Origin of the sequence: Streptomyces sp. URMC 123 (assembly GCF_051386515.1) — a bacterium.
GTDB lineage: Bacteria > Actinomycetota > Actinomycetes > Streptomycetales > Streptomycetaceae > Streptomyces.
Window position 1 is genome coordinate 1 of the sequence record NZ_JBPQTV010000030.1, and the last position, 19,210, is coordinate 19,210.

Annotated in this window: 15 protein-coding genes; 5 read left to right on the forward strand and 10 right to left on the reverse strand. The window is 69.7% G+C overall.

The window, feature by feature from the left end:
• Positions 1-855: 855 nt before the first annotated feature.
• From ACSNOD_RS06570 to ACSNOD_RS06585, 4 genes are all read right to left on the reverse strand, one after another.
• On the reverse strand, positions 856-4,239 hold the full coding sequence (locus tag ACSNOD_RS06570) for a hypothetical protein (protein ID WP_436765797.1): 3,384 nt from the start codon (positions 4,237-4,239) through the stop codon (positions 856-858).
• Between the two features lie 484 nt (positions 4,240-4,723).
• Positions 4,724-5,323 carry a hypothetical protein gene (locus ACSNOD_RS06575; RefSeq protein WP_436765798.1) on the reverse strand — a complete coding sequence of 200 codons (600 nt, stop codon included), beginning with the start codon at positions 5,321-5,323 and terminating at the stop codon, positions 4,724-4,726.
• A 246-nt stretch (positions 5,324-5,569) separates the two neighbouring features.
• The gene (locus ACSNOD_RS06580) at positions 5,570-7,321 is read right to left on the reverse strand and encodes a hypothetical protein (protein WP_436765799.1); all 1,752 of its coding nucleotides are present in this window, start codon (positions 7,319-7,321) and stop codon (positions 5,570-5,572) included.
• A gap of 328 nt (positions 7,322-7,649) precedes the next feature.
• Positions 7,650-8,741 (reverse strand): PP2C family protein-serine/threonine phosphatase, encoded by a 1,092-nt coding sequence (locus ACSNOD_RS06585; protein ID WP_436765800.1) that lies wholly within the window; start codon positions 8,739-8,741, stop codon positions 7,650-7,652.
• A gap of 370 nt (positions 8,742-9,111) precedes the next feature.
• On the opposite strand from ACSNOD_RS06585, the gene ACSNOD_RS06590 reads away from it, so the two are divergent.
• Entirely contained in the window at positions 9,112-9,873 is a 762-nt protein-coding gene (locus ACSNOD_RS06590; protein WP_436765801.1) for an AzlC family ABC transporter permease, read from the forward strand.
• A complete protein-coding gene (locus ACSNOD_RS06595; protein ID WP_436765802.1) occupies positions 9,870-10,181 on the forward strand; it encodes an AzlD domain-containing protein in 312 nt (103 codons plus the stop codon). The genes ACSNOD_RS06590 and ACSNOD_RS06595 overlap by 4 nt, the downstream gene beginning before the upstream one ends.
• Before the next feature lie 131 nt (positions 10,182-10,312).
• Here the strand turns inward: ACSNOD_RS06595 and ACSNOD_RS06600 are convergent, their stop codons facing one another.
• The 5 genes from ACSNOD_RS06600 to ACSNOD_RS06620 all read right to left on the reverse strand — a co-directional run bounded on the left by ACSNOD_RS06600 (position 10,313) and on the right by ACSNOD_RS06620 (position 15,198).
• Entirely contained in the window at positions 10,313-11,002 is a 690-nt protein-coding gene (locus tag ACSNOD_RS06600; protein ID WP_436765803.1) for a hypothetical protein, read from the reverse strand.
• Positions 10,999-11,415, reverse strand: coding sequence for a hypothetical protein (locus ACSNOD_RS06605; RefSeq protein ID WP_436765804.1), 417 nt, complete (start codon positions 11,413-11,415; stop codon positions 10,999-11,001). The genes ACSNOD_RS06600 and ACSNOD_RS06605 overlap by 4 nt, the downstream gene beginning before the upstream one ends.
• Before the next feature lie 108 nt (positions 11,416-11,523).
• Positions 11,524-13,860: a glycoside hydrolase domain-containing protein gene (locus ACSNOD_RS06610; RefSeq protein WP_436765805.1), complete on the reverse strand. Its 2,337-nt coding sequence runs from the start codon at positions 13,858-13,860 to the stop codon at positions 11,524-11,526.
• A gap of 583 nt (positions 13,861-14,443) precedes the next feature.
• Positions 14,444-14,848, reverse strand: a complete 405-nt coding sequence (locus tag ACSNOD_RS06615) for a DUF1707 SHOCT-like domain-containing protein (protein ID WP_436765806.1) — start codon at positions 14,846-14,848, stop codon at positions 14,444-14,446.
• A gap of 56 nt (positions 14,849-14,904) precedes the next feature.
• Positions 14,905-15,198, reverse strand: a complete 294-nt coding sequence (locus tag ACSNOD_RS06620; protein ID WP_436765807.1) for a hypothetical protein — start codon at positions 15,196-15,198, stop codon at positions 14,905-14,907.
• Positions 15,199-16,548: 1,350 nt separating this feature from the next.
• Between ACSNOD_RS06620 and ACSNOD_RS06625 the strand changes: the two genes are divergently transcribed.
• The 3 genes from ACSNOD_RS06625 (at position 16,549) to ACSNOD_RS06635 (ending at position 18,261) form a co-directional block, all read left to right on the forward strand.
• Positions 16,549-17,226 carry a GntR family transcriptional regulator gene (locus ACSNOD_RS06625; protein ID WP_436765808.1) on the forward strand — a complete coding sequence of 226 codons (678 nt, stop codon included), beginning with the start codon at positions 16,549-16,551 and terminating at the stop codon, positions 17,224-17,226.
• A gap of 16 nt (positions 17,227-17,242) precedes the next feature.
• A complete protein-coding gene (locus ACSNOD_RS06630; RefSeq protein ID WP_436765809.1) occupies positions 17,243-17,485 on the forward strand; it encodes a hypothetical protein in 243 nt (80 codons plus the stop codon).
• Between the two features lie 341 nt (positions 17,486-17,826).
• Positions 17,827-18,261: a hypothetical protein gene (locus tag ACSNOD_RS06635; RefSeq protein WP_436765810.1), complete on the forward strand. Its 435-nt coding sequence runs from the start codon at positions 17,827-17,829 to the stop codon at positions 18,259-18,261.
• A gap of 54 nt (positions 18,262-18,315) precedes the next feature.
• Here ACSNOD_RS06635 and ACSNOD_RS06640 read toward each other — a convergent pair whose 3' ends face one another.
• Entirely contained in the window at positions 18,316-18,738 is a 423-nt protein-coding gene (locus ACSNOD_RS06640; protein WP_436765811.1) for a hypothetical protein, read from the reverse strand.
• Positions 18,739-19,210 lie beyond the last annotated feature (472 nt).

The window sequence follows — 19,210 nt, forward strand, 5'->3', positions numbered from 1 at the left end:
GTTCCCCTTCCGTATCGGGCAGGGAGGGGAGGGCGGCAGCGGTGGCGCCCACGGAGGCCAAGGCGGCGCAGCCGGGGGCACGGGCACCAACGGGGGGGCCGGGCACGGCAACAACCCGGGCGCCCCGGGCACGGCCGGCGGGGACACGATGATCGGTTTCGCCAAGGACGACGCGGTACTCCTGGCGCGTGGTGGCGCGGGAGGGTACGGCGCGTCGCCGAATGACGCGGTGGCCGGCGGCGGCATCGGCGGCTGGCACGGGAACAACGGCGGCTACGGGGGCCCCGGCGGGACGGCCGGGCCGACTCGCAGCCGCGCGGGCGGCGGTAACCACAGCACGGGGAACAGCACCTGTGAATTGATGCAACTGCTCGCCACATCGCCCGGGCCCGGCGGCGCCGCGGGCGAGGACGGGCTGGAGGGCGGCGCTGGTGAATCCGGTACCGCCGGCAGTGCGAGCCGGTCCGGCGACGGCGGCTCCGGCGGTCGCAGCTACATGCTTCGAGGTGCCGGAGGAAGCGGTGGAGCAGCGGTTGTCGTCGGCGGACGCGGCTTCGGCGAGGGCGGTGACGGAGGCGCGGGAGGTCCAGGAGGCGCAGGCGGCGCAGGAGGCAACGGCGCGATCAAGGGGCACAAGGGCAGCCCGGGGGCTCCCGGACTGCCCGGGTTCCCTGGACAGCGTGGTCGTGATGGGGCCCATGGCGCCGTCGTGATCCAGTGGCAGCAGTGACCGGCGGCCCGGACGCCCCCAGGACGTCGAGCCCCATCAGCTGAACGCACATGGTCGGGTAGGCGTGTGCCGCGAGTCGCGGCGGCGCCCCGGTTCGCGTGCCACAAACTGCCGGGGCGCGCTTCCTAGGGGCTCGCGAGGATGTGGCGCACGGATGCCCGACCGTCGGTCTGCCAGTGCGGGGTTTGTTCGGTGAGGCGGGCGTAGAGGCGGTGCCAGGCGGCGGTGTCCTCGCCGAGCCGGTCGCGTACGAGTGTTCCCACCTCGGTCAGAGCCGTACGGGTTTGCGCCGGGGTGTCCGTGCGGCGGCGGGCGCGGTTGAGGTAGCTCAGGACGACGGCGGCCGGGGCGGCTTCCGTGATGAGGTCCTCGCCCGTCAGCGCACCTGTTTCCAGCAGGTGGTCGAGCAGGACGTCAACGGGCTCGCGGAAGTGCCGGCCGAGGCCGTGGCGGACGCGGGCCCTGACGAGGTCTCGCTCCTGGGGGAAGGTGCGCCGCGTGAGTGGGGGCAGGTGGGCGGCGTGGCGGATGGTGAGGTCGGTGGGCGCGGCGGGGTGGCGGACGAGGTGTTCCCAGTGGGGAATCGGCTCTGCCCGGTGCGCGGCCTCCAGGGCGTCCCACTGCCACGTGCCCGGGGTGCTGTCGAGGATGCTTCGGTTGGCGCAGTGTCCGCGGGCGCGCCGTAGCCGTTTGACCATGCGGTCGGCCGACGCTTCCCGCTCGGCGCGGGCTGCCAGCAGCGCCGCGGGATCGGCCGCGGCGAGCGCCTTGTGGCACAGCCGGGTCGCGGTGGCGCCGAGTACGCCGCTCTCGGCGAGGCGTGCCAGCCGCTCGCGCCCGCCGTGCTCGAGCAGGCTCAGGCAGCCGGCCAGTTGCTGCGCCAGCGTGAGGTGCTTGCCGGAGCGGGCGAAGACGAGTTCCACCAGATCCGGTTCGGCGGACTCCAGCCATACGGTGCCGCCGGGCGGCTGGGCGAGCGGGTCGGCGTGCAGTTCGGCGACGAGCCGGGACGCCAGCCGGCCCGGCCGGGAGGCGATGCGGTGGCGCAGGGCCGGGTCGCTCGTGGTGCGCAGGACGGCGAGGTCGACGTCGGGGTCGGCAAGATCGAGGAGCCGGTCGGTGCAGCCGTGGCTCAGCCACCGGTGCTGTTCGGCCAGGACGCGCAGAGCCTCACGGTCTCCGATGTCGAGCAGGTGCTCGAAGGCGATGCGGGGCGTCGGGCTGTGGCGCAGGAGATAGGCGGCGAGCATCCACGGCCCGTCGGGGCCGAAGCGCGGCAGCACCGCGCTCAGGACCGGCGGCGCGGCGGCGCACAGCAGGGTGCCCAGCGGCCAGGCCCAGAGGTGGTTGCCGTGGGCGAGCAGGTCCAGGGCCGCGTCCGGGGTGGTGGGCGCGGGGCCGGAGGCCGTGTCGAGGCCCGCGCACAGATTGCGCAGCGTGCCCGCCTCGCGCGGGGCGTGCCAGCGGGCGCGGTCGAGCAGCTCGGGCCAGGTGAGGGCGCGATCGGGGTGGCCGTCGGTCGCCGCCGGTCGCGCGGCGGCGGCGAGCCGGAGCCAGGCGTCGGGGTCGATCCCGAGTTCCGCTTCGAGCAGCGCGGCGAGCGCCCGCCGCCAGGCCGCGACGAAGGCCAGGTCGTCGTAGCTGTGCAGGGGGCGCAGCAGGTGGACCGCGGGAAGGTGACGCAGCAGGTCGTCGGCCGACAGGATGCCGTGGAGGTAGGCCCGCTCCGCGATCCGCGCCATGCGATCGGCGGTGTCGGCTTCACGCATCCACGTCACCACCTCCTGCCGGGTAGGGGCCTCGCACGCGTGGGCGAGGCGGTCCAGTCCCGCGTCCAGGCACGCCCGCCGCAGCCAGCGCGGGTGCCGCCACCCGGGTGCGTCCGCCACCTTGTGCGCCGCGAGGTAGCGCAGCACCTGGGGGTCCCGGGGCAGCGGGGCCGTGGAGCCGGGCGGTGCGAGGGACAGCAGCAGGTCGATCGCGCCGAGCGCTGAGCGTCCGCGCTGCTCCACGGGCGCCGGGGCCGGCGTGTGCACGTGGGTGTCAGCGGGCGGTGTCCGGCGTGCTTCATCGGCCGGCCGCGCCGTGGCCCGGGTTCCGGTTGCCGCCCGAGAGGCCCGGGCGGCGGCGTCTGTGACGGCCTGGGCCAGGGACCCAGGATGCTCGGCGAGCGTGTCCAACAGCAGCTCCCACGCGGCGCCACGGTCCGCGAGACGGTCGCGCACGAGCTTCGCCAGCTCGGCGCGGGCCGCCTCACCCAACAGGCCCTCTGCGGCCAGACGGTGCAGGGCCCGTACGGCGTGGGCGGCGGGCCGCGCGGTGGTGACCAGCTCGGCCGCGTCGAGCAGTCCCGCCCGCACCACGCCGACCGCCCACTGAGGGGCCGACCCGTCCAGCTCTTCGTCAGCCAGCCGCCGCGAGGGCGGTGTGAGGTTGCCGGCGATGCGCCCACCGGCGCGCCACGGCGCGTTGAGCACCGAGAGCAGGAACTCGGCGCGCTCGGCGTCGGTGGCGTCCTCGTGCCGAAGCAGTTCCTCGGCGGCCTTCGGCATGAAGGGCGCCTGCCGGTTGGCGGCGGCCAGGGCCCGCATGTCGTGCGCGTACGGCTCGCTGAACAGGTCGCGCAGCGTGCTGGTCCCCCGGCTGGCGCTCAGCAGCCGCGGCAGGGCGGCCGGGTCCTCGTACGGCTCGCCGTCGGCCCGCAGCCGGGCGGCGCCGCCCGGCCCGTCCAGCGCCGCGGCCACAGCGGCGCGCACCTCGGCGTGGAGGTGCCGTGCGACCGCGGGATCGGCCAGCATGGCGCGTACGGCGTCGGGCCCCTGGCACTCCCACACGCGCAGCAGGGCATGGCGCTGGGCCGTCCTGCGCGGCCCCAAGGCCAGGGCCCGGGCGGTGAGTTCACGGTCACCGCTGCCCAGCAGCGGCGCCGTGCGGCTGCGCGAGCCGTCCGCGGTGGCGGCGGCCGAGGCCGACAGCAGTTCTGCGCGCAGGCCGTCGTCGAGGGGAACGTGGTGGACGGCGTGGGCGATGGCCCGCCGCAGGGACGGGGTGCAGCGCGCATTGCGGTACACGGCCGCGTTCACCGCCGGGTCGTCGGCGGCCACGAGGCGCTTCAGTACGCGCGCGTCGAGCCGCGGGTGGCGGGCGAGGGCGGCCCGGGCACGGCGGTCGCCGTACCGGACGACGGCATCCGACAGGGCCCGCCCCGGCAGCGGGCCACCGGAGATCAGCGACACCAGCGTCCGGTCCGGCAAGGCGGTCAGCGCGGCAGCGGCGTGTTCGGCCGCCGTGTGTTCCAGCAGCAGCGCCAGCGTCTGGCCGGCGGACTTCGGCGGTACGAGAGTGTCGTCGCCGCCGGCGCTTTCGGGCAGGGCCGCCAGCAGCTCGGGCAGGGAGTGCCCGGAGGTCGCGAGGGCGTCATGCAGGGCTCGCCAGCGCAGCGGGTCGCCTCCGAGGTGGCGTTCGCTCAGCTCGGCGAGCAGCGCCGCCGCGGGGGTACCGGGCCGCACGCCGTCACGCAGGTGGCCGGCGAGAGCGCGCGCCGGGCGAGCGCGGCGTACGAGTTCGGCGGTGAGGTCCTCGTCCAGCTCGCCGGCCGTACGCGCGGCGTCGACCAGTCGCGCCGGCCCGGATGCCTTCGGCGAGGCGAGGGCGCTCCGCAGCGCTTCGGCGGCGCGGCCCGGGACTGCCGCCGGCCCCGGGGCGGGGGAGGGCGGCCCGGGCAGGTCGGGAGCGTCTCGCCCAGCCCGTGGCGTACGGCGTCCCACTCCCCGGCCGACACGCTGCCGGCCAGCAACTCCAGCACGGCACGGCGCAGACCGGCGTCCACTGTTCCCCCATTCGATCACGCGTCAGGCGTCACGGCCCATCCCATCACGGGCGCGGCACCGGCCCACGGCCGGGCCACGACGGCCGACCAGCAGCCGGCGAGCGGCCGCCAGTGCGAAGGCGGTGGCGCCGCCTGCGACCGCGACCGACACCGGTGCGCCCGGACTACTGGGGTGTCCAGGAGGCGTTGGGCCAGCGATACTCGTCGAAGCCGTCGGGCACCTTGCCGCAGGGAGCGTAGGTGCTCACGGCGAAGACGCGCGTGGCCCGGTACCAGCCCACGTCCACGAGGTCGCCGGTCGCGGGGTGCTCGAACCGGAAGCCTTCGTCGGGGAACTCGTGGGTGAGCTTCCATCCCTCGCTCGCCAGGCGAAGGCGGGTGCGCTCCTGCGCGGAGCGGGCCGCGGCCTCCGCCACGCCCGTCACCTGCCACCGGAGCTCGAAGCTGCGCGAGTCGGGGCGGCCCTGGTCGATGTGGGCGATGTTCTTCAGGCCGCTGTAGTAGCAGTCGGCGCGCGCCTCCACCTGGGAGGGAGCGTCGGGGGCTCGGCCCAGGCCCGCCTCGTCGTACACGCGCTGCACCTCACCCTTGAGCCGCGCGGCGACCTGATCGGGGTCCGTGGCGGGGTACGGTTCGCCGTTCCACAGACGATGGACGGCGGGTCCCACGACCATGGCTACGGCCACGACCGCGCCCACGACGAGCAGGCCGCCGGCGGACCACAGCATCACACGGGCGGGACGACGCCCCGGAACAGAACTCATGATCGAAAGCGTAGGAGTCCGACACGCCGCCCCGCGTGGGCGCGGCTACTCAGATGGGGGATGAGTAGCGCGTCGGGCTGCCCGGGGGCCTGCCCGCGGCCCTGACACCGACGCCGCGCCCACGCCGGCGCCCTGGCAGGCTGTGTCAGATATCGAGCGCGCCCGGTCGGCCTCTTCCCGGCATTCCAGTCCGTCAAAGTCGGCGCGGCCGCCAGCCGTGCCACCCGCGGTATGGGCCCGGGAGAATCACACGGTTCCGGCAGTCGAATACTCGGTGAATCGATGCACGCTCTGTGGATTCAGCCGATAACCGGGGCGGCCCTGGATGACGGCGTCCTGGATGATGCTGTAGTCCGCGACATCCCGGAACCGCTCCTGGCAGGCGATCCGAAATCTGCGGACCGTCTGTGCCAGGGCCGCGGAGGTCCGGTTCGTACGGTGGGACAACTCGGCCGCGGAGAGAAACGGGAGATCGGATTCTTCCGAGGAGTTCTGCTCGAAATCCCGGCCCAGGACTCGGAGAATGTCGATGAGCGGCTGCGGCGTCCACTCGTACACGGTGATTCCCTCGATCGACAGCAACGGACCGTAGAGCGTGACCTCGAGCCGATTCCGCTCCGGCAGTTGCTCGTCGTCCAGGTCGAGAGAGAGGAACGCGGGCGCGAGATGACTGACCCGCAGCCCGATGTACCGGCTGAGCAGCTGGCGGCGCTCCGCGTTTCGCGGCGCCTGCACATAGTCGACCACGGCGCCCAGGGCGTCCGGCAGGGTCGGCCTCAAATCCCGCAGATAGCGGGCGATCCACTCCACCGACGCGTCCCTGCCGTGCAGCCGGGCGTGCAGCACGGAGGTGTCCAGCAGGACGAGGGACGCACAGGTGTCCAGTCCTGCGTAGCCCAGGCGGTCGTGCAGCGTCGCGGCCGTGTCGATCAGCGCATGCGGCTTCACGCGGACCCGGTAGCTGCGCAGCATCCGGTGCCAGTTCTCATACGCCGTGAGATGGACGTTCCACTTCTCGGGGGCCTCCAGATAACGGTCGCCCAGCAGCCGGAAAATTTTTGGGTAGGGCGACTGCTGATAGGTGGCCCAGCCGAAGGAGAAGGTGTCGAGTGCCGCGTCGAAGTCGCGCTGCGTACCGTACCGGCAGGCCGAAATGAGGAACTCGCTGGTGCGGACGTAGCGCATGAGGAGTTCGCGATCCCGTTCCGTCAGCTCGGTCGGGCGCAGGACGGAGGATTCCACGAACGTGCTGTACTCGCCGCTCTGCACGTCCCCCAGGTGAAAGGCGAAGGACCGCTCCGTGCCGGATGTGACCGACGGATGCTCGGCGAGCACCTTCTCCACGTACTCCCGCTGTGCCTCGAGCTCGGCGTGGGCCTCCTCCCCGTGCCCGGCGAGCAGGTGGGCGATGACCAGGTCGGTGTGCAGCCAGGCCGCGTCCGCGAAGTAGCGGTACTTCCGGTAGCGATCGAGGGAGTCCTGGAAGAGCGGCACCGCCCGCTCGGGATCGTTGCCGGCGGCGGCCACCAGGGCTTCCCGCCACAGCACGAAGGAGACACGGGAGAACGACTCGGGCTTCACCTCGAACCCCGCCTCGCCGGCAAGCCGGGCGAACGCCGAGGGGAACAGGGACTCGGCGTACCCCGCCCACCCCTGGCTGAGGTGGTCGGCCACCTCCATCAGCAGGTCGAGCGAGCGCTCCCGCACCGCGCGGCCGAGGAGCTCGATCAGCTCCCTCGTCCGCGGCAGGATACGGCCGGTGTAGTAGAAGGAGGTGTTGACGTACTTCTCCGCCGTCGCGAGCAGCGTGGGCGCGGCCGACGCGCCGCCGTCCATACGGGCGCACAGCTCGCCGAGGAGCAGCAGGACGGCGACGTCGTGCTCATTGGCCTGCCGCAGGTCGGCGGCGGGCACGTCCACCACGTCCGTCACCACGACCCGGCGGCCGCCGGCCACATGCTCCTCGAGCGTGCGATAGCGCTCGATCACGCTGCTCATCTTCGCTGTCCCATCGTTGCGTCGCCCGTGGCGCGAGAGAGTCTCGCCGGACAGGCGTGAGGCGGCCCACTGCTGGGCGAGTGTGCCACGCGTATCGCGTGCCGATGACACTGCGCAGGCCCCTCGATGTCATCTTAGACAAGCTGGATGACTCAAAGGCCATGACCACATCGTGAGGCTCCGGTCGACGGCCGGGCAGACTGTGAGACCAGGAGGACCGGGGGCCCTGACGCGCAACTCGGCTATGCAGGTGTGCCGGTGACGAGTGCCGCGACTCCGGATGACTGGAACGGCCGTGTGGTGCGGGCCGCGCGCTGGGACTCCGACCTCAGGGCTCGCAGAGGCGTACGGCGAGGGCGGCGATGTCGTCGTCCAGGCGTCCTCTGCTGTAGCGGAGGAGGTCGCGGTGAAGTGCCGTGAGCAGTTCGTGGGGCGGCGTCGGGGGCTGTCGGCGCATCCACGCTGCCAGCGGGAAGAACTCGCCGTCGTGGGCGCGGGCCTCGGCGATCCCGTCGGTGTAGAGGAGCAGCAGGTCGCCGGGGGTGAAGTCGAAGGTGTCGACGGTGTAGTGATCGCCGATGAACTCCGCGAGGCCGAGCAGTGGCGAGGGGGTGACGGGTTCGAGGACACGGAGTTCCCCGCGGTGCAGGAGCATCGGCGGGGGATGTCCGCAGTTCAGGATGTCGATACGTCGGCCCCCGCGCGGGATCTCGGCGAGAAGGGCGGTGGCGAAGCGCTCCATCGGCCCCTCGGGGGGAAAGGCGGCGTTGTAACGGGTGCTGCTGGCGTCCAGCCTGCGTGCGACGTCGACCATGTCGGTCTCGCCGTAAGCCGCCTCTCGGAAGGCGTTGACGATCGCCGCGGCCGCCCCCACTGCCGGCAGGCCCTTGCCCCGCACGTCACCGATGAGCAGCCTGACCCCGTACGGCGTGTCGACGACCTCGTAGAAGTCCCCGCCGATGCGGGCCTCCGCCGCGGCCGCGAGATACAGCGACTCGATCTCGATGACGCCGAAGCGGCGCGGCATAGGGCTCAGCACCACCTGCTGTGCCGCCTCCGCGACGAGCCGTACGTGGAAGAGGGTGCGCTCACGTTGGAGCCGGACGTGGCTTCCGTACGCGGCGGCCACGGTGACCGCGATGATCCCGGCGGCTGTCCACCACGTCCCCAGACCAGGGAAGACGAGGCTGAGGCCGATCATCAGCAAGAGGCAGACCGTCCCGAGCAGCACGGTGGGGAGGACCGGCCACATGGAGGCGGCCAGGGCCGGCGCCGCGGGCAGGAGGCGGCTGAAGGCCATTTCCGGCGGAGTGGAGTACGCCAGGCTGGCGATGACGACGGTGAGCATGACCGGCGACAGCCGCACGAATCTTCCCGGGCCGGGGCGCCGACGGAGCCGCAGCCGTCCAGACGCGATCACACTTCATAGAATATCCACGTAATCAGGGCATGGCGCTCTGACGATCAGGGTCGACCGCCTGCCCGGACCGGCTCGCCGGCCTGCGACGCCCCCCGACGGTGCCACCGCCACCTGCAAGGTCTTCGATGATCAGGTTCGGGAGAGGGTGCGGTGTCACCCGCGTGGCGGAACCGCGACCTTACGGCCAACGGGAGTAGCCGCAGTGTCATGAACAAGGGCCCTAATGACAATCTCAAGTCATAGTCAGTAGCATCCATGACAGTAAGGGGGGCTCAGGCTCTGGGCTGCTCCGCCGACGCGAACCACTGGAGGGCTCCTCGTGGTGTTCCAGGAGCGAGATCAACTGCCGCGCAAGGAGAAAACGCGGCTTGTGCGTGACGCCCTGGGTGTCGGTCTGGCCGTCGGCGCTTACGGGCTGTCCTACGGAGCGCTGGCCGTTTCCAGCGGACTGACCATCGGACAGACGCAGTTTCTGTCCCTTGTCCTGTACGGAGGTTCGGCCCAACTCGCCCTCATCGGTACGCTCGCGGCGGGCGGCGGCGGACTGGCCGCGACCGCGACCGCGACGCTGCTCGGGGTGCGCAGCCTCTTCTACGGGGTGAGCCTGCGACCGTTACTGAACCCGCGCGGGAAGACGCTGCTGCCGGCGGCCCATCTGCTGAGCGACGAGAGCACGGCGATGGCGATAGCCAAACCGACGCCGTCGGCGAGCCGCTACGCCTACTGGGTCACCGGCTCCGTGGTGTTCCTCTTCTGGAACCTGTCCACGCTGATCGGGGCCGTCTCCGGCTCCCTGCTCGCCGACCCCAAGGCGCTCGGGCTCGACGCGGCCTCCTCTGCCGCGTTCCTGGCGCTGGTGGCACCGCGGCTGCGCGACCGCGCCGGCCGATTCGTCTTCGCCCTGGCCTGCGTCGTGGCGACAGCCGTGTCCCCGTTCGTCGGCTCGGGCCTGCCCGTGGTCCTCGCGGGGCTCACGGCCCTGAGTGTCCTGCTGCTGCCGACGGCGAAGCGGGAGCGGCGCGCGGGCCGGGACACGAACCGCGGCGCACCGGACGGCACGCTCGTGGATGGTGGCCCACCGGGTGGTCCGACAGGGGAGCGCAGCCTGACGGAGCGTGGAGGTGCGTCATGAGCTGGTCCTGGATTCTCCTCGCGACGGCCGGGTGCTTCGCGCTCAAACTGGCGGGCCTGCTGGTCCCCGAGAAGGCGCTCGACCGGCCCGCCGTCGCACGGGTCGCGGGTGTGGTTCCGGTGGCGCTGCTCGCGGCCCTCATCGCCACCCAGACCTTCGTCGATCAGCAGCGACTGGTGCTCGACGAGCGCGTCGCCGGACTCGCGGTCGCGGGGCTGGCGCTGTGGCGGCGCGCTCCGTTCCTGGTCGTGGTGGTGGCCGCGGCCACGACCACCGCGGGCCTGAGGTGGCTGAACCTGGGCGGATAGCGGTCAGGGCCCACGCTGCGGCCCGCGGCCACCGCACGGTCTTCGTTCGTCCACACCCACGATGACCACGCGGTGGCGGTGCCCGTTCCCAGCCGGAGTCGCCACAAGATCGCGGAAACCGGACCGACGTACTAGCCCTTCTGGCTGTTCGCCAGTGCCTTCGACGCCTTGACGCGCTTGGGGTCCTCGACGTTCTGCGTTCCGGCACCCTTGCTCGGGGTGATCTGCCATTCCCTGAGCGTCGCTGCGACCTGCTTGAGTCGCTGCGACTCCGGCGGCACGTCGATGAAGAACATGGATTCCATGGCCGGCTTCATGTCACCGCCCCACTTCACCACGCCTCCGAGTTCCGCGAGGATGTCCCGGATCGCCGTGACCTGGTACGGGAAGAAGTTCCCCGTAACTCCCAGCGGGTAGATTTCCGGATACAGCGCCAGTGCCGTTCCTGACAGGTGGTTGGACTCGAAGTCCGCCCTGATCTCGCGATCGGCGCGGTACCCGACGATCTCGCCGCGCTCGCTCTCGAGCCGGTCGACGTCGTAGTGGAAACGCTGCGCCAGGTAGGCCAGGACCGTCGCGGTGTCTCCTCCGCGCAAGGCGACGGTCAGGCCGGTTCCCTGGATGTCGCACGTTTCGGTGAACGAAGACGGGGCGTTCGGGATGCTCCAGCCGTTCGCCGAGGTCGATCCGCGCCACGTGGTGTCCGCGGCGACAGCGGTGGCGGGGGCCAGCAGTGAGCCTCCGCCAGGTACCAGTGCGGCTCCGGCAGCGACGCCGGTGAGCTGCTTGAGTATGGCGCGACGCGAGAATTCGATGGTCATGAGGTCCCTTCGGGAATGTGTCGTGCTCGCCGGTACAGGAACACGGCGGCACAGGCCAAGACGACGGCAAGACCAGCCGATACGTGGACGAACACGTTGATCGCCATGGAAACGTGCTCCACCGTCGAGCCGTCGGAATAGACGCAGGCGTTACGAAGAGGCCAGTAATCCTGCCGCAGGCTCGCCAACCGGGCGCCGAACGCGTTCGCGTCTTCGCACACCTCCGGGAACGGGCCGCCCAGGGTGACGGAGAACCAGCCGTAGCAATAAACGGCCGTGGCCGAGAAACCGAAGGCCGGAGCCAGAACCGAACAGATCCTAGATACAGAACGGGGCGGGTTCATCAGCATTAGGACGATCACCAGGATGCAAGCCGCCACAGCCGCCACACTGATGAGCAGGAGCAGCCCCATCAAAGGCATCGGAATTGCGTTCACTCCTCAAAATGCACACATCTTAGCGTAAATTCACTTCTGCGAGAGCCCGATAACAGGCACAGCTCGTTGGTCGAGGCGCCTGCTTCAGCGGGTCACTTCCTGGTCGACGAGACGCTGCAGGACTTCGGCGAAACCTCGGTAGAACTCGTCCATCACGGAGTCGGACTCGTTCCAGGGCTCCTTGAGGAGCGGACAGTTCCTATGGACCAGCAGTGCACGCGTCTTTGACAGCAGGGTGTCGTCGATCTGGTCCTCGAGAAACGCCTTCGCCGTCTTCTTGACGCCGTCGGTGCTGTTGCCGAACCTGGCCGCCTTGAAGCCACTGAAACGCGTCCTGTGACCCCCACCGAGCAAGATATTTCTGAGCTCGGTGACGATGTTCGTGCTGCCGGCCTTCAGCCTGGTCGCGACCGTGAACCCGTCTATGTCCTCGATCAGGTCGCTGAGCGAGAACGTGGACGCGACGTCGGGTCTGGCCAGAGTCCTGCGGCAGAAGTCCAGCGGAGACGCGTTGTCCGAACGGCTCCATTCCCCGTAGAACGTGAGCAGGTCCCCACCCCAACTCGCGAGCTCGGCGCGATTCGCCTTGCCGACTCCGGCGTTCCCCTTGAGGAAATAGCCCGCGGCGCTGGCGATCAGGTGGTCCGGGCTGATGGCGACACCCATCGACGGGTCGAGGTACGCCTGCTCCCTCGCGCGGCCGAGTCCCCGGCCGACAGCGAATTGGATGAACGCGCTGTCCACATCACCGAACAGCGATCCCCAGCGGGAGTCGGTGTACTTGTCCCAGCGCATGAACTGCAGGCACAGTTCGTTCGCGTTGCCCTTTCCGTACGCCACGGCGGCGTCGTACACCTTCTGGGCATACGCGATGAACTTGTCGACCGACGCACTTCCCGACTGGTTGACCGAACTCTGCCCGAAGTCCGAGCCAGGGCGGTGTACCACCCGGTCCAGCGCGAAGGTGTCCGAACCCGCGGAGAAGTCGAACTCCTTGATCTGGTTGAACGTCCAGTTCTGCGGAAGGGGGAATCCGAGGTTGCCGGAGAACCCGTAGGACATGCCCGAGACGTACGCGTACGGCACATAGGCGCCTCCGGCCACGCCGGCGCACACGTTCCGCGAACCGTAAACGCCGGTGATGTACTTGCTGCCATTGCTCTTCAGGGCGTCGTTCACGCCGATGAAATAGTCGATGATCTTATCCATCTCCGCCTGCGTGGCGTCGTAGTCGACTGCGAAGTAGATCACCGTGCTCCGGTTGAATCCATAGCCTTCGGCCCGTTCGTGTGCCTTGCGCCCGTGCGAGAAGCCGTTGGAGTACGAGAAGTCCACGAGCTTCCGCGCATCGTACTGCCACAGCGGGATGACGTTCAGGCCGGCGGAGAAGATCGCGTCCAACTCTCCGGGCTGTATCTCCTTGTTCAGGGTGCTCGTGGCCGGCTCGTCGAGGTAGCGGCCCACGGCGCGGTAGCCGGCAGCGTAGAGCGCCTTCGCCCGGGAGGCGGTGATGGTGTAGCGGGTGTCACAGCAGTTGGCCGCCCTGTCGGGGTTGCCGTAGGAAACCAGCAACTGCGCCCAGGTGTCGAAGTCGGCCTTGCCCGTCACACTGAGCGCGGAGAAGCTCTGGAACTTCCTCACCCAGCTCGCGAGCTTGGGGCCGAACTCGTAGCTGAAGCTGGCGACATCGCCGCTCGTGTTCGAGGCACCGTTCGCCACACAGGCGCCGGAGAACAGTTGCACCCAGGTCCCGGAGTCGCCTTCGGCGAGCGTGTGGGCCCGCAGGCCCGCTTCCGTGCCAGGACCGAAGACGCCGTTGGCCGAGCCCTCGGGAATTCCCGACTCGTACTGGATGCCCTTCATCAGGGCCTGCTGGACGCCACGGGAGAAGAACCCGTCGCACGGGCCGATGAAGAAGGTCGACTTCTCCCAGTAGCGGGAGTTGAGCCACTGCTGCATGAGGCGGATCTGCTCGAACCCGCCGGACAGGAAGATGTAGGCGTCCATGGTGAGCAGGGCCTTGAAGACCTTGGCCGGCAGGGAATTCCCGATCTTGTCTGCCGGAATTCCCATGTCTTCCATCATCGACTTGAAGCCGAACAACGTGGGGTTCGACATCTCCCCGTCGATGGCCCCGCCGTTGTAACCCTTGCAATAAAGGCCGCATTGGATGATCTTGACTATGTTCTTGTTCGGCTCACCGACCTTGATGGGCCCTCTGGCTGCCAGAGTCGACAGGGTGGTGGGGCCGAAGGCGTCGGAGAGCGCCGTGATCCCGAGTTCGTGCTGCAACGCCCGGGTGAGGGAGTACATGGTGTCCCATCCGGTCTTGCCGTCCTCCGTCACGGACTTGTAGCCGGCGACACTCTTGTACGTCGCGTTGACCCATTTCTGGGCCTGAAGAACCATTCCGTCAGCCATGGCGGCAATCCGCTCCTTCGACTCTTCGATACGTTCGGGGAAGTGACGAGCTCGAACCGGTCACGATGAACGACTGGGCAGCCTTCACGGCGGCGCGTCGGACCGGACCGAATCCCTGGATGAGTAAGGGCCCGGCCAAGGGCCGGGCCGTCAGTCGAAAGAGAGGGCCACCGAGGCGGCTGGCCCGTCACCCATGACGCCGCTCTCCATGAGGAGCGCGACGCCTGATCGCCTCTGCGATCAGTGGGAACTTATAGGGGGGCAGGTCATCGCTCAGCTCGAGTGGCTGATATGCGACTCCGACTTCAGCCACCCTGGCGATCACGTTGAGACACTGAAGGCCGAACCCGATTTCCCTCATCAAGGGGCATTTCGGCCATTATCGGATTCGGAAAGGTAGCGTGCGGTTGGCATGCGCGTTCGCAGGATGCCTGACGCGCATGTCACTCTGCTTCTGTTTTTGGCGCTAAAAAGACCATCAGAGGTCGTATCCGGACCTCTGATGGTCTTCTTTGAGCCGCCTCCGAGGGCGGGACTGTCGTGTGCTCGCGTCGCGAAATGCGCTGTTTGCGCAGATCAAGGGTCAGTGGCGGCGGGCTCGGGCGCCTCGAAGGAGGGACTCGACCGCGTAGGCCACCGGCGGCGTGAGGAACATGAAGAACCAGTTCCCCGTCGCGGCGGTGAGGCCCACTGCCGCCACGGCACCCACGGGGAGACTCGCGCGGGTCAGGCGTTCCCGTACGGTCGGGCGGTCGGGGTGCCGGGTCGCCGGCACGGCCGGCTCCTGGTGGTGGGGGTGCGGCTCGGGCAGGTCGGTGAAGAGAGCCGACAACTCCTCGCGGGACACGGCGTTCTGGGCGGCCGTGATGCGGTCCCCGTACTCGTCGATGCTCAGTCGGCCCTCGCGGCTGTGCTCGGTCAGGGCCTCGATGGCCTGCTCACGATCGTCGTGACCGATGCGGAGCTGGGGCTTCGTGGGCTCGTTCACGCGTTAATCCTATCGTCGGCGTTCCTGCGTCGGCCTCCGGCCGTGGTCATCTCCGGTCAAAGGTTCGGCAGGACCTTGTCGACGAAAAGGCGCAGGCTGGGCTCCATCACGCCAAGGTCCGCGCCGCCGAAGTCGACGTTCCACAGGAAGGTGTCGACGTCGTACGTCTCGCGCAGTTCGGTGATCTGTTCCACCACCGACTCCGGCGAACCGATCACCGCCGTATTGACGTAATCGAGCCCGGCGGTGTCGGCGAACCGGCTGATCGCCAGGACGCCACGGTAGTACTCCACGGCCGACCTGCGGTCGGGCCGGCAGTCGGGGAGGAGGGATATGCCGTGCCGGATCAAGATGGTTCCTTCCTGGCCGTTGCCTGGTCTCGCCGGGCTCTTGGCGCGCGGTGGTGCGGCTCGTGTCGCGTTGTGACACGGTGGGCGACGGGCCCGACCGGTCCGGCCCTGGGCGGCCGGAGGGCGGCCGGGCGCCGGTCGCGTCAGGCGCAGCTGCAGCTGGTGCTGGTGGCGCCGAGCAGCGCGCCCTCGGCGTCGGAATAGTCGTTGATCTCGAAGGTCTCGGACTCCAGGCCCAGCATTTCCTGTCCTGGGGCAGGTCGGCCAGGTCGGTTGTCATCGCCATGCGGTTCTCCTGATCTGCGGCCCACCGGCCATGGCTCGGCCGGTCGGGCGGGCCGCGCCGAACCAGTGAGGTACGGCGACGACCGCGCGTGCGGGGCAGACAGCGTCGAGCGTGTCCCGCCGCTTTCTCAGTTATCGCGGTCGCCGCTGGCGCCCGGTGCGGCGCCTTGCTGGCAGTTCCCTGACACCCCGGGAGACAGGCGTGCCAGGATCACGCCGACCAGCGCGGCGAGCGTCGTACGCAGGGTCGGCACCGGGTCCGGCAGATAGCGGGGCGAGCGGTTGGCGCCGCCAAGTCCACTCCAGCACGGGCTTCGGATCGCTGAACGCCAGCTGCCCGCGCACCCGGAACGGGGAACGCTCCCCTTCGGTGCCCCCGCGCACGGCCGGCGCCACGGCGACGCGACCACCGGCGCCTGCCAGCAGGTTCCGCGTGGCCAGCAGCGTTCCCCCAGCCGGCGGCCGAAGGCCGCGGCGTACTGGGCGCCGATGTCGGCCAGTGTGTGCGCGTGCCGTCGAGGCGGGAGAGTACGAAGTGTTCGCGCGGGCCCATTTCGTAGTCCCGCCCGATGGCACGCTGGCGGGCTCGGTGGACGACGCGCGGCCCGCGGCGCAGCGCCGGTCCGAGGACCACGTCCGGATGCCGGGAGGGCCGGGCGCTCCAGCCATTGGGTGACCGTCGCGATCGATCGGCCGGGTAGCAGGTCGACGGGCCGGCGGGTCTCGATGTCCACCTTCATGCAGTGGGCCCGCCGCCCACATGGCGCTCCACTCGCCGTCCTCAACCGGTCCTGGGGAAGCGTTGGGTTCCAGATGTGCCATCGATCCGCGACGTGAATGGCACCTGGTGCCCCGAGTCGTCCGGCCTCGGCGTAGGTGAGCGACCGGTCCCGGCAACGGGCGGACAGGGCGTGGAGTGCTGGCGGGTATGGGGCTGGGGGTGGAGGCGCTGGCTGTGATGTCTTCGCCTGCTGGTGAGGACATGCGCGAGTTGCTCGTGCCCCGGTCCGGGGGCGCAGCGCAGAGCTGTCCGGCCGGAGCCGGAAGTCGCCCGGCGAGCCCTAGGTGACGCCCGCACACCTCAGGCGAAGGATCGCGGACAAGCCGCGCCGCCGCTGGCAAGAACATGCCCAGGACAAGCAGTGGTGGCCGCAGGTGACGCTCCGTACAGAGGAGTGGTTCGAGACCCGGGTGGAAGCAGAGGCAGCCGAGCGGGCTGCGATCGGCGCCGAGCGCCCTCGGTACAACGGAACCGACTTCGCCGGCGCCTGGGCGCCGGCGAAGTCGGTCAACGTCGAGCTGATCATTGCCTATCTCTCAAATGCAGTGCACGGCCTGGAGCAGGACCTGGCCGCTGGGGCCTTTCCGGCGACGCGGTTTTTGCCCTCTGCTCCAGAGCTTGCCCAGCGCTACGGCGTCGCGGTGCCCGCGGTGAAGCAAGCGCTACAGATCTCGGTCGAGCGCGGTGTCGTCGTACGGTTTCCTGGCAACCGGCATGTGCCCGCAGGACCAGCAGTCGGCCGGAGCGTCATGGCTCAGGATCTACTCCTTCAGGAAGTCATGGGCCTCTTCGGCGACCGACCTATCACCCGGCGACAGCTCCGCGAAGCGACTGGCCGATCGGCCTTCTTGATCGACTCGTACGTCCTCGACCTGGTCCACGCTGGGCGACTCAAGGAAGTAGAGCCTCCGCTCGGTTCAGCAACTCGGCGCAGGGGGCAGCACTACCGGGTCACGGGGTAGAGGCGGAGGACCTGGTGTGGCGGCGGGAGCAGGCCCGCGCCCGGCGGACCGCCGTGGCGAAGGCCCGCGCCGAAGCCGCAGCGGCACAGCCGGCCCTCGCTGCGCCCGTGGCTCCGGCCGTCCTGCCCGCACCGCGGCCAACCCTCCTGGTGCGGAGCCGACCGCCGCCGACCACGACCACGACCACGACCACGACCAGGAGCAAGAGCTCGTCCTCGAGGACCTGAGCTGCGAGCAGGTCCTGGACTGGCGCGTCTAGGCCATGAAAGACCGCCAGGTCGTCTTCGACCACATCGACCGGCACGGTGAGACATCGGCTCGACGCCTGTTCACACCGGCTCGTCGACCAAGCACAGCGCCTGACGGGCACCCGAAACCTGGTCCTTGCCCAGTCGACCTGGGGGCGGGTATGAGCTGCCGAGACCTGCGCGACTCAGATGTCCTGACGGTCTTGGCCTTGCGGCACCCGAGCCAAGTCAAGGCCGCGTCACCCTGGGGCACCCGTTCGGGGGGGCAGGTGTGGCCTGAACATGCATAGCGGGTAATCAGACAGTCTGAGTTAGCCGGCATTTTTTTTCGTCCAGGGTGAGAGGACGTCACATGGCAGCGGACGAAGCGGTAGAGCCCACCGATGGCGAGCCCGATGAATCAACCGTTGAAACTTCTGAACAAATCGAACAGGTGTGGGAGTTCGACCCGGTGCCCGGTGTTCTTCGAATGAGGTGCGACATCAAGGCCACTCCTGGAGAGAACTGGTCGGCAAGTGTCGACTGCCATGCGTACGTGAAGGTGCCATTCGCTGACGAGAAACAGATTGGCCAGGAGGGAATTGAGCTCTCTAAGGAACGTCCCACCGCAACGATCCACCCGGGCGCTGCCAGCGGCCTTGTCACCAGCGAACTTGAAGTCGGCTTCTACGGCCCTGGGGCCTGCTTTGCGGTCCGGGGATGGATCAAAGTCGGCCGCGCGTCGATGGTGAAGACATGGAAGGTGGACAGTAAGAGCCGTATCTGCCTCCACCAGGCGAGTGACTGAACCTGCACCTCCCGACGTACGCCGTGACGGCGGGGGCACGTCAGCGTCCCGCCGTCACGCGGCGAGCGGCCGACCCCGGACAGGCGTTCTCGGAGCCGGAGGCGGTGCCGGACGTGCCGCCCGGCAGGCCAGGACGCAGGCCGCACTCCCGCAGCGGTCTGCTGCGCTGCGTACGACGGCGTGATCGCGGGGAGCGCGGGCCCGTCGCTGTACGGCAGCCAGAAAGCTCGCGGTCGCTGTGGGGACCGAGTGGAGGCCGATGAGCAGCACCAGGGCCGGGTCCACTCCCCTGCCGGGCGCTTCGACGCCGCCTTCGGCCACCGCCTGGAGCAGCACCTCGATCCCGACGTCGGGCAGGACGCCTGTGGTGACGGCGCCGACCCGGACGGCCATGTCGTCGTCCAGGTGCTCCATGGCCTTACGGAGGTCGCCGACGGTCAGGGCGCGGTGCAGCAGGCCCTGCCGGTTGGCCGCCATGCCGTACTCGAAGGTGTGGCGGGCGTCGTGGCCGGCGAACAGCCAGCACGGCGTCTCGTCGCCGGGCCCTTGCCCGGCATCCTCAGCGGTGCAGAGCTCGAGATTGATCGGCTCGCGGGCGCCGGGACGCCAGCGAAGCCACCAGTTGCCGTCTTTCGCAGACTGCCCGAGGGCGTAGTGCCACTGGCCCTCGGGGCCGACCTCCAGCTCGCACCAGGTAAAGTCCTGCAGCGCGGTTGCGCCACAGCGACGAGGCGACCGACGTCAACCCTGCCAGCCGGTCCCGGACCAGCCAGGTAAAGACTCACAGCTGATGTCAAGCCACTGCTGTGACAGGCGGTGTCGCTTGGTAGCACGCTCCGTCGCGGATCATGGCCCACAGGACGTTGCGCGACGGCGCGCGAGCGACAGCAGCGCCTGCTTGTGACCTTTCTCCTCGGCGCGTTTCAGTACGCCTTCGAGGTCGGACAGT